Source organism: Lyngbya aestuarii BL J, from assembly GCF_000478195.2.
Classification (GTDB): domain Bacteria; phylum Cyanobacteriota; class Cyanobacteriia; order Cyanobacteriales; family Microcoleaceae; genus Capilliphycus; species Capilliphycus aestuarii.
In genome coordinates, this window is record NZ_AUZM01000014.1 from 74,835 (window position 1) to 93,281 (window position 18,447).

The 18,447-nt window shown below is 41.0% G+C and carries 10 protein-coding genes and 1 pseudogene; 8 read left to right on the forward strand and 3 right to left on the reverse strand.

The window, feature by feature from the left end; all coding sequences use genetic code 11:
* The first annotated feature begins 45 nt into the window (after positions 1 to 45).
* From M595_RS08360 to cas6, 5 genes are all read left to right on the forward strand, one after another.
* On the forward strand, positions 46 to 951 hold the full coding sequence (locus tag M595_RS08360; RefSeq protein WP_023065727.1) for a pentapeptide repeat-containing protein: 906 nt from the start codon (positions 46 to 48) through the stop codon (positions 949 to 951).
* Positions 952 to 1,029: 78 nt separating this feature from the next.
* The gene (cutA, locus tag M595_RS08365; protein ID WP_009782318.1) at positions 1,030 to 1,362 is read left to right on the forward strand and encodes a divalent-cation tolerance protein CutA; all 333 of its coding nucleotides are present in this window, start codon (positions 1,030 to 1,032) and stop codon (positions 1,360 to 1,362) included.
* A gap of 60 nt (positions 1,363 to 1,422) precedes the next feature.
* The gene (locus tag M595_RS08370; protein ID WP_023065666.1) at positions 1,423 to 2,613 is read left to right on the forward strand and encodes a DNA cytosine methyltransferase; all 1,191 of its coding nucleotides are present in this window, start codon (positions 1,423 to 1,425) and stop codon (positions 2,611 to 2,613) included.
* 15 nt (positions 2,614 to 2,628) lie between these two features.
* Positions 2,629 to 3,501, forward strand: a complete 873-nt coding sequence (locus tag M595_RS08375) for a Bpu10I family restriction endonuclease (RefSeq protein WP_023065706.1) — start codon at positions 2,629 to 2,631, stop codon at positions 3,499 to 3,501.
* 204 nt (positions 3,502 to 3,705) lie between these two features.
* Positions 3,706 to 4,815, forward strand: a complete 1,110-nt coding sequence (cas6, locus tag M595_RS08380; protein ID WP_023065724.1) for a CRISPR-associated endoribonuclease Cas6 — start codon at positions 3,706 to 3,708, stop codon at positions 4,813 to 4,815.
* 32 nt (positions 4,816 to 4,847) lie between these two features.
* Here cas6 and M595_RS08385 read toward each other — a convergent pair whose 3' ends face one another.
* From M595_RS08385 to M595_RS08395, 3 genes are all read right to left on the reverse strand, one after another.
* Positions 4,848 to 8,132 (reverse strand): PAS domain S-box protein, encoded by a 3,285-nt coding sequence (locus M595_RS08385; RefSeq protein WP_023065718.1) that lies wholly within the window; start codon positions 8,130 to 8,132, stop codon positions 4,848 to 4,850.
* 93 nt (positions 8,133 to 8,225) lie between these two features.
* Entirely contained in the window at positions 8,226 to 8,591 is a 366-nt protein-coding gene (locus tag M595_RS08390; protein ID WP_023065672.1) for a DUF2237 family protein, read from the reverse strand.
* 92 nt (positions 8,592 to 8,683) lie between these two features.
* Complete coding sequence (locus M595_RS08395; RefSeq protein ID WP_023065701.1) at positions 8,684 to 10,105, reverse strand: proton extrusion protein PcxA; 1,422 nt, start codon at positions 10,103 to 10,105, stop codon at positions 8,684 to 8,686.
* Between the two features lie 79 nt (positions 10,106 to 10,184).
* Here M595_RS08395 and M595_RS08400 point away from each other — a divergent pair, with 79 nt between their 5' ends.
* From M595_RS08400 to M595_RS33120, 3 genes and pseudogenes are all read left to right on the forward strand, one after another.
* Positions 10,185 to 12,368, forward strand: a complete 2,184-nt coding sequence (locus M595_RS08400) for a hypothetical protein (RefSeq protein ID WP_023065665.1) — start codon at positions 10,185 to 10,187, stop codon at positions 12,366 to 12,368.
* Between the two features lie 657 nt (positions 12,369 to 13,025).
* Complete coding sequence (locus M595_RS32685; RefSeq protein WP_023065726.1) at positions 13,026 to 16,913, forward strand: Ig-like domain-containing protein; 3,888 nt, start codon at positions 13,026 to 13,028, stop codon at positions 16,911 to 16,913.
* Between the two features lie 120 nt (positions 16,914 to 17,033).
* Positions 17,034 to 18,386, forward strand: a pseudogene (locus M595_RS33120) (calcium-binding protein); the annotation flags it as partial.
* Positions 18,387 to 18,447 lie beyond the last annotated feature (61 nt).

Here is an 18,447-nt window from a genome sequence, read left to right on the forward strand (position 1 = left end):
GTTCATGCCAAGATAGTAATCATAGGCTGTTGATGTGGAATTTCCATGAAAGTCAGTGATCTGCTCAGACGTTATGAACAAGGCGAAATAGACTTTACAGGGATAGACTTACAAGGTGCTGATTTGAGGGGAGTTATCCTGATTGGGGTCAACCTTTCAAAAGCAAACCTAACCGGAGCCAATCTCAGTCGAGCCTTTTTAATGGGTGCGAACTTCGAGGGGGCTTGTCTCCATCGAACAAACCTCAGTTTTGTCAAAATGAATGAAGCTCACTTAGCAAAGGCGGATTTGACGAAAGCCAATCTCAGTGGGGCGTTTTTAGTGAGGTCAAAACTTCCCAAAGCTCAGATGAGTGGGGCGATATTGGTTGGGGCGAATTTACGAGTCGCAGCCCTAGTCAATGCGAATCTATGCAGTGCGGATTTGAACGGGATTAACCTCCGGGGAGCAGATTTAACCGGAGCGAATCTAAAATGGTCAAATCTGCGAGGGGCGAGACTTCAAGGGGCGAAGTTAACGGGAAATTTGTTAACAGGAGTGAACTTACGAGGGGCTTATCTCAACGGGGTTAATCTGGCTCAAGCTGAACTAGAGGGAGTGAATTTGAGCGAGGCGAAGTTGAATGGTGTGAATTTGACAAAAGCAAATTTGACGGCGGCGAATTTCAGTTTTGCTCAAATGCGAGCAGTATGGTTGAATGGAGCGAATTTAACCGGAGCGAATTTGGAAGGGGTTTGTTTAAAACGGGCAAATTTGAACTTTGCTCAATTATCGAATGCAGATTTAAGGGATGCAGACTTGACAGATGCTCAGTTAAAGGAGAGTCAACTGCATGGAACCTGTTTGACTGGGACGATTTTACCTACATCTTTTCCCGACTATTTGCAACGAATATCGGGAATGGGTTCTGTTTCTTCAGCTCCCCTATCTCATCACATGAGTGTCAGTTAATCCCGGATAAATTTTGTTGTATAGTATTAGTCTGGGGAAATTTCTCTAACTTAGATTGGTCGAAAAATTCAGATTGATATGACGACAAATTATGGTATTGTTTTAGTCACGGCAGGTTCTCAAGTGGAAGCCTCCGCGATCGCTAAGGTATTAGTAGAATCTAAACTCGCAGCTTGTGTAAGTCTGGCTCCGATTCGTTCGATTTACACCTGGAAAGATGAAGTCTGTTCGGATGAAGAATGGCAACTGACAATTAAGACAGATTTAACTCAATTTGAAACATTAGAAGCCAAAATTCGTCAATTACATTCATACGAAGTCCCAGAAATTATTGCCATTCCGATTATTGCGGGTTCTTTAGATTATCTTCAATGGATGGGTCAAACGATAAATTCTAGTTCGTTGAATTAATCTGAATTGATTAATTGATACTGAAAAATTTTTAGTTACTTTATTTTTTAAAATTAAAGTATGAGAGAACAATTTAAAGTTTTGGATATTTTTGCAGGTGCCGGAGGATTTAGTCTCGGTTTTAAAATGGCAGGGGGTACTGTTGTTGGAGGTATTGAAATCGATAAGTGGGCTGGAGAAACACTAGCTTATAATCATCCTGATTCTCAAATCGTGATTCGGGATATACAAACAATCTCTGATGAAGAAGCAATTCGTATATTTAAGTCTAATAAACCTAACATTATTATTGGAGGCCCTCCCTGTCAAGGTTTCTCTGTTTGTCGTCAAGGTACAGGAGATGCAAAAGACCCGAGAAATACTTTATTTCAAGAATTTATTAGGTTTGGTCGTATTTTTGAACCAGACTTAATGATTATGGAAAATGTTCCTAACTTAGTCAAGATAAAAACTCAAAATGAACAAGCAGTAATAGAAATAATTAAGAAAGAACTTATTGATCTTGGATACCATGTTGATTACAGTATACTGAATGCAACAGACTATGGAATTCCCCAAATTCGTCGCCGTTTATTCATCGTAGCATCTAAAGTTAAAATTACTCATCCATTTCCACCCCCAACTCACACAATAGCTTCACAAACTCAGTTATCTTTTTGGGAACACTCATTATTATCTTGTCCTACCCTTTGGGATGCAATTTCTGATTTACCAAATCTAGAAGCAGGTGAAGGTGCCGAGGAGATGAGTTACAGTAAACCTCCTCAAACAGACTATCAGAAAAGACTTCGGGTAAACTGCAAATTACTTTATAATCATAAGGCTATGAATCACACAAAACGCATGGTAGAACGCTTCACTTCTATGTCGTGGGGAGATTCTTGTTCTAATGTTCCTTATCACCTAAGACCTCGCAGACGAAACTCAGAAAAGATAGCCGATCATATTTATGATCAAAATAATCGCCGTCTTCACCCTTCTCGTCCATGTCACACATTGCCAGCTAATCGTAATTTTACTGCTCGGGAAGGAGCAAGAATTCAATCATTTCCAGATCACTATGTCTTTATGGGAAAACCTACTGTTGTAAGTCATAAGTTATTAGCTAGAGAAGGGCGAGAAAATGAAAAATTTTTATGTCAGTATAATCAAATTGGTAATGCTGTGCCTCCACTTTTAGCTAAACAGATAGCTCACCATTTATTTCAACAGTTATCTAATTCAAAAGACGATTTTAAAAAAGCAGTGTAATATAGAGGCTTTAAAATGCTACCACATGGTGCAAATCTATCTCAAAAAGAAAATCATAAAACAAAGTATAAAGATGATATTTCAAAGCAATATTTGTCAGAGATTAGAATAAAATATCAGCAGTGGCATGAACAAAACACATCGCTTAAAGGCCCCCTTATTGAAAAAAATAATGAAGATCAACATATATTAGAGTGTCGAGTAAATTATCTTAATGATTATAAAGATTTCATCGATCAGCAAAAATATGCTGAAAAATTTGACTCCCGATCAAATCTACATTCGACAGTGCTGGAAGAATTTATGTATTATCTCTTTAAAGATCTAGTTTCTGAATTCTCAGAATATGCCTTAATCGGTAAATCACATTCTTTTAAAGATATTTTCTTTTTGCCATCTAGCTATAGAAATATGCTGATATCTCCGCAAGCCTTGATTGAGAGAAAAGATCATGATTTTGCAATTGGTGTACACGTTGATGCTACATTACAGTGTCGTGGACAGACAGAAAGGGAACAAGATAGTTGGGATATTCCGGCAGTAGCAGTTGAATGTAAAACATATTTAGATAAAACGATGCTACAAGATGCGTCAACAGCAGCAGTTCAATTGAAAAATAAGAATCCCAATGCACTTTATATCGTAGTAGCAGAATGGTTAAAACTGACTAATGCAGTTAATTTGAGAAAATACCAGATTGATCAGGTTTATGTACTCAGAAAACAGAAAAATACAGATCGTGAATTTCGATACTTAGAAACTTATGTGAAAAATCCAATTTATTCAGATGTTGTCATCCACCTGTTTGAAACAGTTAGAGAATTTTTGAGTTCCCCTTCGTGGGAAGGAGGAGTGAATTATGGATTACAGCGAGGTTACTTAATTTAACTTTTAAAGTGAAATCCCCCGGACAAGTTCATTAAGGATAGTGAACTAGACTTTAAGCATGACTTTTATCAGCAATTCACAGAGCATTTACATCGTTACATTTTAATCTAGGTCGATTTGTTGGACTTGCTCAACACTCTATTGAAATGATAAAAAACAGTTTATACTAAGTTGGAGATTACTTTTTTATGAGGGCTTCAATGCGTGAAACGATCTTTTAAAAAAAACACTTCCTTAAGTTGGTCTGCTGACACTGAATTAGTGGGATTAGTTTTGGCTCTGCGTCCGACTGGTGCAGATTTACTGTATCCTCAATATACTATCGGACTTCATGCCTGGTTTCTCGACCAAGTGCGACAAACAAGCCCCGATTTATCAGCTTATCTCCACGATGGAGAGTCGGAAAAACCCTTTACAATTTCAGCGTTGGAAGGTGCGCTAAAAATGTCGGGAAAACACTTACAATTACAACCCGAGCAGACTTATTTTTGGTCTATTACCGCTTTATCTCAGCCCGTTGTGCAGTGGTTAGCAGAGTGGGTTCAATGTTTACCAACCCAGGTTGAATTACGAAATGCACCGTTAACAATTCAATCTTGTCAAATTGCCTTAGCCCCAACAACTTATCGTCAACTTCTTGATGCACCCATCCCCAAACCTGCTCAGGTTAATCTAAGTTTTGTGAGTCCAACCAGTTTTCGGCGCAAAGGTCATCATTTTCCCTTACCTCTCCCTACAAATTTGTTTCATAGTTATCTACGCCGTTGGAATTATTTTTCTAATCTTCCTGTTGAACAAGAGTCTTTTTTAGACTGGGTAGATGAGTCCGTGATTATTCGGCGTCATCAGATTGCTTCGACAAAAGTTGCAGCAGGAAAACGAGGAATGGTGACAGGTTTTACCGGAGCAATTGAATTAGGTTTATCAAAAAAATCTTCTTTAGCTTCTCCCCAAAACCAACAATTATTTTATGCTTTAGGGCGGTTTGCACCCTACTGTGGAACAGGACATAAAACAACTTTTGGTTTAGGACAAACCCGTTATCAATGGCAGATTGAAGCAACAGAAAAAATTTCAACTCATTCACAACAATTAGGTGAACGGATTGCCGAGTTAGCTGAACAGTTTACAACTCAACGAAAACGGACAGGAGGAACTCGCACTCAAAAAATAGCAGAAACTTGGGCAACTATTTTAGCTCGTCGGGAGGATGGAGAATCTTTACAAGCAATCGCTGTAGATTTAGAAATGCCCTATGAAACGGTTAAAACCTACGCAAAATTGGCGCGTCGAGCGTTACGTCAACCTGATTAAACATTTCAGTTTGAAGTCTTTCATCTCAGGATTTAAAATCGTGATTTGTACTGCAATTGAGAAAAAATCAACTCAATAGAAGTTCCTTTATTAGAGTTTAACTTTAGAGTTCCTCTCAACTGTTTTGATAAAATTTGTACAAGCTTTAGTCCTAATGAAGTTAAATTTTCCCAATCAATATCCGGTGAAATTCCTACACCGTTATCCCAAACTTTTAAGTAAAGTTTGTCTTCTAAATCTTGATAAAATTCAACATAAACTTCTCCAGAACGACCATTAGGAAAAGCGTGTTTTAAAGCATTGGTAATTAATTCATTGATTAATAAACCACAGGGAATAGCAGTTTCTAAGTTAATTAGAATAGGGTCTACATGAATCACTGATTTCACTAACCCTTGAGTGTCACTCAATGAGAAAAACAGATTTTCAACTAAACGATGTATATAATCTCCAAAGTTAACTTGTCTTAAATCCGTTGATTGATAGAGTTGATCGTGAATTAATGCCATACTTTGAATGCGGGTTTGACTATCAGAAAATAAAGACAGTAAACTTTCATCTTGAATAGAATCTGATTGTAAATCGAGTAAATTAGAAATAATATAAAGGTTGTTTTTTACTCGGTGATGAATTTCCCGTAATAAGACTTCTTTTTCTTTTAATGAAGCTTGCATTTGTTCTTCAGCTTGTTTGCGTTCACTAATATCTCGCACAAAGCAAAAGTTAAACTCTCGCATTCCAAATATAAGATGATTAACGGTAATTTCAACCGAAAAAAGATGACCACAAGCGGTGCGATGACGACTTTCAAAAGTCATAGAACCTTGTAATTGAATATCTCGCCAATGTTGGAGCCAAACTTCTGGGGTAAAGTCAGGATCGATATCGTGAACTGTCATTTGTAGGAGTTCTTCTCGAGAATATTCCAGCGACTGACAAGCGGCTTCATTGACATATAAAAAACGAGCATTTTGATCAACCCAAAATACAGCATCAATGGCTCGATCTACGCCAAATTGAGTGAGTCGTAATGTTTCCTCAACTCGTTGACGTTCTAATGCACTGACAAAAATTTCACCAATTAATTTGAGAATATTAATACTGGCTTCTGTCCAAGTTTTAGGCTGACGAATCGCATTAAATTCTATAAACCCAAAGAGTTGATTACGAGACACCATTGGAACGCAGAGAATCGATTGGATTGATTGTTTTAGCCAGGTATTTTTTTCCCGACTTGCAGCGAGAGGAAGATCCTCAGTATTAGTAATATTGATGACTTCAAAATTTCTCAGCTTTTCGAGGACATAGGGAAAATATTCAACCTCAAAATTTTGTAAGTAATGGCATTTCGATTCAATTTCAGTTGCACACCATTGATGAGTATTTATGATCTGCTTACCATTTTCTGAAACTAAAAATAGATAACCACAATCAACCTGCATAAACTGACAAATTCGGTGTAAGGCGGCTTGAATTCCACTCTCAACTTCGTGAGCATTCAGATTAATAAATTGGGTGGAAATACTGGTGACAAGTTGTTCGAGTTCCACTCGATGCTGAAGTATCGCTTCAGCGTGTTTACGTTCACTAATATCTTCGGCAATTCCCGCAACTCGATAAATTTCTCCGGCTTCATTTCGGATGGGAAAAGAGCGATCGCGAATCCAGCGAATTTCACCGATGCGACGAATAATTCGATATTCTAAATCTTGATTAGATTGAAACTTTTGAGTGATTTTTCTTAAAACTGACTCTCGATCTTGTGGATGAATTCCTTCAGCGAGAGAAGATAGAGGTTGATTGTAGAGTTCTTGGCGAGAACGACCCCAGATTTTTTCATAAGCAGGAGAAACATAAATGGTTTGCTGTTTTTGAGGATCGATCATCCAAAAAATACTTTCTATATTTTCTGCTAGTTGACGAAATCTTTCTTCACTCTGTCTCAATGCTGTTTCCGCTTTCGTGCGATCACGAGTTTCTAAAGCTAAAGAGGTAATATAAGCTAAATAAGTCGCAAAGTTTTGTTCTTCTAATTGCCAAGTTCGCGGAGATCCAATATGTTCTAAGCAGATTATTCCAACGATTTTATTCCCCGAAAAAATCGGAATATCTATCATTGATATAATTCCCAAGGGAAGGAGATAAGCTTCACAAAAATCTTGAGTTCGAGGATCAGTTTGAGCATTTTTAACTGCAATTAATTGTTCAGTTTCAATTGCTTTGAAATAGTTTGGATAATCAGAAATATAAATTTCTTGACCGTTAGAATGCTTGTTTAGTAAGAGTTCATACAGGTTTACGCAGTAAATTTTTGAGTGTTTTTTATTGTAAAACCAAATTCCGACTCTCTGAATATTTAAAGTATGAGCAGCAATTTGAGTGATCGTTTGTAGTGCTGCTTGTAAATTACCATTATGAATGTCTGAACATTGAAACAATTCCATCATCACTACTTGCTGAAATTGTAAATGTACTTTACGCAGTTCTCGCTTTTTCTGTGCTTGCTTACGCTGAGTAATATCTGAAGCAACCCATAAAATTTGAGGTTTTCCACCTAAGTCAATCTGTTCTCCAAATACTTCGACATCAATCAGATTTCCTGTCTTTGTTCGCCATTGGAGTTCTTGATTTTCAATTCTTTGATGCTGTTTTAAGCATTGAATAATATGAGTGCGTTCTTCAAGATTATCCCAAATATTTAGCTCTAAAATACTTCGATAAATCAGTTCTGATTTAGAATAACCAATCAGTCGAATAAAGCTTTCATTGACATCAATAATTTTACCATCTTCTGGAGAACTAAGTTTGATCGCTAAGGGTAATTTTTGAAAAGCTTTTTTAAATTTTTCTTCGGATTGCTGTAGTTCTGCTATTCTTTGTTGGATTCTAAGTTCTAAATCTTTGTTTTTTTGTTCTAACTGTTCACATGAAGTCTTTAACGGTTTGATGATTTGAGTAAAAGAGTTCGCTAAAATTTGGATTTCTTTTATTCTAAAATCTTTAAACTTTTCCAGAGAATACTCTGGGTTTAACTCAGCAATTTCTGAGGTAGCTTGACTCAGTTTACCTAAAGCTTTAGCAATCCAATGAGAGATTAAAATAGCAGCAAATATCGCCGTCGATAGCCCCACAAAACTAAGGATTATTGTTTCATCAATATAATAATTATTGATGTTCTCTAGAAGTCGCGATTTTTGTAGAAAAATTACAATGACTAATGTTGCTAAAGTTTGAATAATAAAAGAGAATAATAATATTCTTCGCAGTGAAATTAGGGAAGTCTGTAAGTTGATTTTCTGGAGAAAATTTCTAAACACTATGATAGAATTAAAAGAACAATAATAAAGACTAGCAGAACGTGATATTTTCGTTCTACTGAGTCCAAAAAACATGGTTTAACTTGTTAGCATTTAAGCATCAAGTGCGTGGGCTTTTAGTTCTTCTAAGGTGACATATTCTAAAGCAAGTACATGAGTTGATTTTAAGCGTACAAGCGGCGCAACTCCTGCATCAAAAGCTTCTTTCCAACGTAAAGCACACAAACACCAACAATCTCCAGGTTTCAAACCGGGAAATTTAAACAAAGGATTGGGAGTCATCAAATCATTTCCTCGGGAGCGAGAAAACTCCAAAAATTCTGCTGTCAGTTGAGCGCAAACAACATGAGCGCCCATATCACCCGAACCTGTATTACAGATTCCATCCCGATAAAATCCTGTCATCGGAGAAGTACAACAGACTTCTAGTTCATTCCCTAATACATTAGTTGCAGACATTGCCTCATTTTTATAAATTGAATTGCTTTTAGTAGTTTAACATTATTGTTCCTCCTCTATTTTAATGAATCTTATACCTTGTTTAAAGATGATTACTCATTCATTGTCTTGTAAGTCGAAACAGCAGAAGGTGAACTACGATTGAGATAGCGGAAAATCCAATACTTAAACACCGCATCTAGAATGACGGGAAAAGTAGCAATAAATAGAAAGTTAAAATCTCGATTTTCCGGGAGTCCAAAATGTCTTGATATACTCTCAAGAATAACTTCCCATCCGTGAGGAGAGTGAAACCCCACAAACATATCAGTTAGGAGAATAATAATAAAAGCTTTTGCACTATCACTTAAACCATAAATCAGATCGCCGAGAAAAGATTTTAGGATTTCTAATTCTCTTTTATTGGTGTAGATAATAATTACAAAAGTAATCACTGAGAACAAATCCGCAAATATATTTTTAATAGCAGCATTGCCTAATGTTAGATATTCCTCAGCAATTTCAATAGCTTTTTCTTTAACTTGTTCTTCTATTTGTTCCGGTTCTATTTGCGGTGCTAAACCGATCATATTTTGAAACTCTAACCGTTCTTTGAAACGGTGTAACTCCATATAAGCTTCTTCTTCTAAATCAAGATTCATAAAAATTTGAGCATTTTCTTGCTCGGAAACAAAAGTATCAACAATCGGTCCAACGACAAAATTTTTAGCGAGTTGTTGAGTTAAAAGCGGAACTAAAATGAGAAGTAAAATAAACCGCACTGAAATAATCGTTTTAACTTTAGATTTACGATAATTTTTAATCACTTCTTCTTCCGATTCAGGATTCAACTCGCGACGAATCCGGCCGACTGTTCGCAAAAGAGAGCGAGGTAAAAAACTCGTTTCTGAACCCGTTGTGAGTTCATCGGGTAGCTTTTTTTTGTCGGAATTAGATGAATTAGAAAATTTCATCGTCTCAGGATTTTCATTGAGAACAGGAGTATTTTCTTCATTCATACTCTTAGCGAGCGAAACCGATTGTGAATTGTTTTTAATTTCAACCGGAGAAGTTGATTCAATAGGTTTATTTGGGGGTTTAGGTCGAGGCTTTGATGGAGAATACTTACCAATCACCGAATCAATAAAATCCAGTTTTTCACAAATGAGAGAAACATGATTCGGTAATTTCAAATCATCCATCGACAAATCCGAAGGCAGCGAGCCATTCATTTCGTTAGAATTCAACGGTTCCGACCAGCCAAAAATTGAACGACTGGTGTTAAAAACAACCAAACGAGTTTGAATAATATTCAGACATTTTTTTAGCTCAGAATCAAAATAAGACAAAACGCGATCGCTATAATCAGTTGAGTCTTTTGTAATCTTTCCACCGTAAAAATGTTCATCTTCAATCGCCTTAATTCTCAAAGCAGCATCATAAGCTTGATCTAAAGCCCGATCGGTCGTGTCTTTAAACCAGCTATTGGCACGACGCAGAGCGTATTGAATCTGAGTCCAGGTCGAGGTTTTCATAATCAAGTGCTAGCAAATGTTAAGCAGAGGAAGAACGTGCTAATGTGTTGGGGATCTTAACAAATTTATAGATAGAATTGTGGGCGCTTTGTCTGTGTGGATAACAGGAAAAACTCGCAGTGGCAAAACAACTCGCTTGATCGAGCAGTTTGGGAATTGGAGTCTTGATCACCAGTCTGATCTGATCTCAACAGTTCCCCCGATCAGCAAGTCAAAAGCCGCTCTACAACAAAGACAGCCTCAACGAGTGACAGCATTAATCTTAGCCGCAAATAGTGACAACCGACTGATTCTCCTCGATCGCATCTGGGAAACTCGCCCCGAACTCTCCGCATTTCACTCAACAACACCGTTGGGTTTATTGCAGGATGAAGTCACTCTATTTTGGCCGTTACTGGTGCAGTCGTTGAACCTCAAGGCTCAATTTCCGGTGAGACTACGCCCCGAAACCGAGCAGGAACTTGCAACCCTGCTTTGGAGTCAGGAACTCGAAAGCGGCCAACTCGCCCGAGCAGGAGTCAGCCCGGATCGGATCGTGCGTCAAACCCTCGACTTAATGCAGCTTGCAGCGATGAGCGGTAAATCTGTTGCCGAAATTCCTCGAATTTTAGCACAAGGATTTGGCTCGTCAGACGGATCAGATTCCCTTTATTCCTGCATCGGTCAATTGCTCGTTCGTTGGCGAAATTGGTGTCTAGATCGGGGATTTCTCACCTACAGTATTGTCACAGAACTCTACTGGCATTTGTTAAATCATCCCACCTATCAACAACACCTCATTCGTCGCTATCAAATGGTTTTGGCTGATGATGTCGATGAATATCCCGCCATTATGCGCCATCTGTTTGAGTTTCTCTTAGAAAACGGAAAAATGGGAGCATTTACCTTTAACCCCACCGGATCAATTCGCTTAGGGCTCGGCGCCGATCCCAACGATCTCGCCGAGTTACAATCTCGTTGTCAGATCGAATCTTTGGATTTGTCCTCCGGTTTAGCCCCGCAGCTTTTTGAACCGATTGTTAGTAGTGTAATCGACAACAATATTGGACTCGCCGAACTATTCTACTCATTATCAGAATCAGATGTTCGTTTGATTAAAACCCAGTCGAGGGCTGATTTACTCCGGCGCACTGCTGAAGCCATTATTGAAGCCGTTGACACCCAACAGGTTCAGCCTCAAGAGATCGCTGTGATTGGGCCAGGTTTAGATGCGATCGCTCGCTATACCCTACGAGAAATTTTAAGTCATCAGGGAATCGCTGTAGACTCGCTTCAAGAACAACGACCTTTATTGAGTTCTCCTTTAGTTCGGGCATTGTTGACGCTGTTAGCCCTCGTCTATCCCGATTTAGGGCGGTTAGTCGAACGAGAAGCGATCGCCGAAATGTTAGTGGTTTTAAGTGGAGTGAAGCGGCATTCAGACCCCGCTAAACAGTCAGAGGAATTGCCCTCGCCACCCTTATCAACGATTGATCCAGTCCGAGCGGGTTTACTGGCTGATTATTGTTTTCGTCCCCATCCTCAACAACCCACACTGCTAGAGGTTAAAGCGTTTCCCCGTTGGGATAGATTAGGATATAGCGCCACTCAAACCTACAATCAGATTTTGCAGTGGATCAACCAACAACGCCAACAATATCAACAACGTCTGATTCCCAGTCCCGTCTCTTTGCTTGATCGCGCCATTCAACGCTTTTTCATCCCTACCCAGTCTCTACCATCCGATCAACTCGCCGTATTACGAGAATTGATGGAAACCGCTATTCATTATTGGGAAGTAGACGCCAGACTCCACCCACACCCAGCCGCAGAGACATCTAGCGAAACCATTCGTTCTTTTATTCAACTGTTGCGACGGGGAGTGGTCAGTGCAAATCCCTATCCCGTGAAACCTGTTATTCCGACGGAGGCTGTAACCTTAGCCACAATTTTTCAATATCGCGCCAACCGCACCTCCCATCGTTATCATTTTTGGCTGGATGTAGGATCGCCCTTGTGGTTGAGTGGGGGAGCGAGTACCCTATGGGGTGCGCCTTTGTTTTTGCAAGAATGGGCGGGAGATTTATGGACACCGGAAGATCAGATCAATGCTGATACACAACGATTGCATCGAATTCTGCTAGATTTGTTGAGTCGAGTTTGCGATCGCTTGTATCTTTGTCATAGCGATCTTGCTGTTAATGGTCAAGACCAACTCGGCCCACTTTTACCTCTTGTTCATGCTTTGTGTGACTTAAATTTAGTTGATGTCTTTAGAGACTGAATGGGGAACACTAGAAACCATGTAAGAATTGAGGATTGTTGATGGGGAATTAAATCTTTATTTAGGCTGCATTATCACAACTGATTGTCTTACCGCCAAGTACAATCAGATTCGATGAGTTAACTGAGTTATGAATCAAAATAATTTATCATTTCTCATTTATAATTCATCACTCATAATTTTGTTGACTTTCCCCTTCTGGGTTTAGACTCGTTTAATCCTCCCTCGTGCCGATTTTTTGTTCAATCAGACTTGCAGACTTCAAAATAATGATTAACATTAAAAGGTTAATTGACCTCAAGCAACCTCATAAAGTTTTAGTATTTTTTAAAAAAGCTAGAGATATACTTTTTTACGTGATCGATCAATCTAGATCCCTACAAAATTGTCAATTTCCCTGACTAATTTTTTCAGTCTTGAAATCGTGAATCAGGATAGAGTTTGAGAAAACCAATAAATCTTGATTGCCAATTCATCTAAAACACTGAGAATTAATTCAGTAACAATCACAATTTAATTTTGTCTAAGGTTTTGATTTCCTCTCTCAATCAAAAATCTAGAAGAATAATAATTTCGAGAGACTTCCAACAAAAAATCGTGAAATTAATGTTCACAAATGAGTCAGTTAATTTAGGTAAATTAATAGGAGGTTAAATTATGACCAGTGTAGGGGTAGGTTTCACCACAGTTGCAGCAGATCTTGTCGGTCGGGATGGGAATGTTATTGTTAATCCATTTACAAATCTACCTATTCTAATTGAGATTACTGAAACCGAATTTACAAGCGGAGGTCAAAGTGTTTTTCAGACGTTCAACTTCTCAAACCGGATTGAAAATGAAGGCTTAGAATTTGAAGAAGATATTGAAATTGAGGAGATTTTTGGGACAACTCTCCCCGGAGGAGTAACAGGTATTCAGTTTGTCTCATTAACCAGCCTTCCTCCGTTTGCTATGGAGGATGATGATGATGGCGGTGGCGGTGGCGGTGGCGGTGATGATGGTGGTGACGATGGCGGCGATGATGGCGGCGATGATGGCGGCGATGATGGCGGTGGTGGAGATGATACCACCGGAGGAGGTGGAGATGGTGATGGTGGTGGAGATGGTGGTGGAGATGGTGGAGGCGGGGATGATACCCTCCGACCCAATCAACCCCCTGATGCAGTCAACGATCAATTTCAGACAAAGCAGGGAGATCCCGTCTTCTTTAACGTCCTAGAAAATGATATAGATCCCGATGGAGATACTCTCAATATTGGGACATTCACACAGACCCAAAATGGTACACTAGCATTTGCCGGGGCTGGAATCTTTACCTACGAACCCAACCGCGAATTTTTTGGTCTAGATGGCTTTAGTTATACCGTCACTGACGGCACCGCTACAGACTTAGCTGAAGTCGTGATTAATGTTATTCCTCAAGATCTGCCGATTTTGATCGAAGGCATTGGCAAAGGAACTGTCGAAGATGATAGCATCACAGGCTCATCCGGTGAAGATGTGATTGATGGTTTAGAAGGAAATGACAGCATTTTTGGTTTAGCTGGAAATGACCAAATTCAAGGCAGCGAAGGCATTGATTTTCTGTTTGGAAACACCGATAATGATACGTTGGAAGGGGGAACAGGCAATGATCAAATCTACGGTGGAAAACAAAGCGATCGCTTAGTGGGCGAAGATGGCGATGATGGTTTATTTGGGAATTTAGGCGAAGATACTCTACTCGGCGGTCAAGGTCGAGACGTGATGTATGGCGGACAAGCCAACGACTCTCTACGGGGAGGTTTAGATGATGACCTCGTTTTGGGCGATAAAGATAATGATGTCGCTTGGGGCGATGAAGGCAATGATAGCGTTTATGGCGGCAGTGGCGAAGACCTGATATTTGGCAATGATGGCGCCGACTCGTTACTCGGCGATCTCGGCAATGATACCATTTTTGCCGGCACCGGTTCCGATACGGGTTTGGGCGGAGAAGGAAACGACCAAATTTCCGGTGAACTCGGATCAGACTTTTTGTTTGGGGGAGAAGGCGCCGATACCTTAGCAGGGGGGACTGGAAGTGATACCTTTGCGATCGCCGAAGGAACAGGGGGTCAAAGTATTGAAGAAGCTAATATTGTTCAAGACTTTCAACCCGATGACTTTATTGGGTTAGCCGGAGGATTGAACTTCAGCGATCTTGATATTTCTCAAAGCAGCGAAAACGCCGGAGATACGATTATTCGTCGCGGCGAAGAAGGAGAATTTTTAGCCGTATTGCTAGGGGTTGATAGTGGAAGCTTGAGTGAAGATAAGTTTGTTTCCGTTTCCCTCGATAATTTACCCACACCTCCCACACCCACACCCACACCTCCCACACCGACAGATCCACCTACGCCCACAGATCCACCTACACCGACAGATCCACCTACACCGACAGATCCACCTACACCGACAGATCCACCTACACCGACAGATCCACCTACACCGACAGATCCACCCACACCGACAGATCCACCCACACCGACAGATCCACCCACACCAACACCAATCGATCCACCCACCCCAACACCAATCGATCCACCCACACCAGTCAACCGTCCGCCTGTAGCCAATGATGACGCGATCAAAAGAAACCTAGATCAACCCGTTACCTTTAACGTTCTGACCAATGATACCGATCCCGATGGCGATGTCATTCAAATTACCGCTTTTAGTCCAACAACAGGCGGTGAACTGATCAACCAAGGCGGGGGCGTCTTTACCTATGTTCCGGAAGCGGGATTCCTGGGAACCGATGCCTTTACCTATACCATTACTGACACTGGCAATCGAACCGATACAGCGTTAGTCACACTTTCGGTTAATCAACCTCCAGTTCTGGCCAATAATCAACTGTTAGTGGTAGACTTGAGCGATCCACAAGCAACAACAGTTAGCCGAGATACCTTATTAGCCGTCGATCCTGACGATCCCCCCAGTGAAGTAGAGTACATCATCACCCAAGGAACTCAACGAGGTGATCTACTTCAACTCGGAACCCAAACTCAAGCATTACGAGTCGGCGATCGCTTTACTCAGGAAAATATTGATAACGGTTCAATACGCTTTGATGGTGATGGCCCGGCTGGAGAAGATGGATTCTTATTTGCCGTGACAGATGGTATTGGGACTCTACCCCAAGCATTATTTAATATTGCTTTGGTTGATCGAACGTTAAATACAATCCCCGGAAAAGCAACCAATGGTAACGACTTGGGCGAACTTCTCGTCGGTACAGACGTTGATGATAGCATCTTGGGTGGTGGTGGCCGCGACGTGATTCGAGGCTTAGGCGGTAATGACTCCCTCGATGGCGGAACAGGTAATGATGTGATTGACGGAGGTTCTGGCGATGATATTCAGTTAGGTCAAGAGGGGAATGATTCTCTTGTCGGAGGATCGGGGAATGACTTACTCGATGGCGCGGCTGGTATCAACACCCTCCAAGGCGATGACGGGAATGATGTCTTAATTGGTGGAAATGAAAGTAACATACTCGACGGTGGAAAAGGTAATGATAACCTCTCCTCTGGACTCGGAAGCGATTCTCTAGTGGGGGGAATTGGCGATGATACGATGAATGGAAACGCCGGAGAAGACACCATACGAGGAGATGCAGGTCAAGATGTAATCTTCGCGGGTGCGGGTCGTGATTTTGTTCGGGGTGGAGAAGATGACGACACGATACTGGGTCAAGATAATAGTGATGTGATTTCTGGCGATCAAGGAAGTGACTCGATTTCCGGTGATCAAGGAGATGACACCCTGTTAGGAGATACAGGAATTAGTTCTCTCAGTGGCGGGAGTGACACCATCAGTGGAGGAGTCGGAAATGATAGTATCTTTGGAGAAAAGGGCAATGACTCCCTAATTGGGGAACAGGGTCAGGACTCTATTTTTGGGGGAGATAATGATGATGTGATCTTCGGACGAGAAGATAATGATCTGATGTTCGGAGATGGCGGAAATGATACAATCCGGGCGGGAACAGGAGATGATACTCTCGCCGGAGGTGCAGGCGGTGATCTGCTGATTTCGGATGCAGGGAATGATGTTTTCTACTATCTCAATCCCGGTGAAGGGGTTGACATTATTAATGACTTTGATCAGGTGGGTAATGATCAGTTCTTGATTGTTTCAGGAACGAGTAATTTCCCCGGTTTGGTTCCAAATGTGGGTACATCTACACCACTGCAAAGCATTATTATCACAAGTTTAGGTTCAGAAGGGGATGATATTACTGGCCGACAGTTAATCATCTTCCAAGATACGTTTGATGATGTACAAGCGGTGAATGCTCAACTGGCAAACCAAAATGGTTCTAATGATAGTTCGGCATTAATTGTCTATCGAAATAACCTCAGTTATTCTGGTTTTTCGGGTAACTATGTTCTCGCTTTTGATCCAGATCTCAGTGATGATAGTTTACCTGCTTTTGATTTGGGAATTCTCTCCTCTATTGATCCGTCAACCGACAATATTAGTACGATTATTGCTGCGGATGACTTCACGATTATCTAGTTGAATTGAGGGTAATTCATTAGCACTTTACTCGAATTAGTCTAACGGATTACCCGTTTTTGAAAAACTGTTTTATACAATCAAATTTACAGATAAATTGTTAGAAAAGGAGTTAAAAGTATGACCTCTACAGGTGTTGGTGTTTCAGAAACTTCTGCGGTCGTTGCCCGACGAGTACAACCCAGTAATCGATTACTATTTGTTGGTGAAATTGCTGTTCTAGTTCCCACAGATACACCCGGTATTGTTCAGAGTATTAGTCCACCCGAGTTAGGGTTTGGAACGTTAGTGAACCAAGGCGGACAGTTAGTCTTTGTTCCCAATGAAAATTATCTCGAAGCGATATCGGTTGAAAACGGACAACTAATTGTTTTAAGACCCGTAGAAGATGGCGGTTTTGAAACTCTGGCTGGAGATGGTGGAGATGTTGAACCGGGGCCTGCGGGTTCATTTCTATTTACCCCGGATGACTTTGAACCCCCGGAACCGGAACCCGATCCGGAACCCACACCCGCACCTGACCCTGAACCCGAACCTGAACCTGAACCCGAACCTGAACCCGAACCCGAACCTGAACCCGAACCCGACCCCGAACCTGATGATGATGATAGTGATGATGATGATAGTGATGATGACGAGGACTCTGACCCGGAACCCGAAGAACCAGAGTTTATTTTTATTCAAGGCGCAGGGGTAGGAACTGAAGACGGTGACTCGATTTTAGGAAGTGATTTCAACGATAATATTTCCGCCCTCGATGGCGATGATACCGTTTTTGGTTTAGCCGGAGATGACATTCTCAGTGGGGATGGCGGTGATGATGTGATTAACGGAAATCAGGGTAATGATGGTATTCAAGGCGGTGAAGGCGTAGACTGTCTACGAGGCGGTCAAAACGATGACTTTATTCTGGGAGACGCCGACGATGACTCCCTGTTTGGGGATAAAGACTCTGATACTTTGCTGGGTGGAGTCGGTGCCGATAATATGTATGGGGGTCGCGAGAATGATAGTTTAATTGGCGGAAGTGGGGATGATGTTCTCTTTGGCGACAAGGGAAATGATACCGTTGTTGGGGGTGAGGGGAATGACTCGGTTTCTGGAGGGGATGAAAATGATGTCCTGTTTGGAAACTCGGGAACCGATCTCCTTGATGGCGGAATTGGCGATGATCAGCTTTATGGCGGTCAAGGGGATGATAGTGCGATCGGAGGTGATGGTAATGATATTATCTTCGGGGATGTTGGCAATGATAGCGTTTTCGGAGGAACGGGGAACGATCAAGTTCTCGGAAATCAGGGTGATGATTTTCTTAGTGGTGATATTGGCGCCGATGCGGTTTTTGGCGGTCAAGGCGAAGATATTCTCAATGGGGGTAAAGGCCCTGATACCTTGTCCGGTGATATCGGTAATGACCTGTTAATTGGGGGTCGCGGTGCTGATGTTGTTACGGGTGGTGAAGGAAGCGATATTTTCTCAGTGGGTTTGGTACTCAATCAGTCTGAGTCCGGTGGTAGTATTATTATCGGGACAA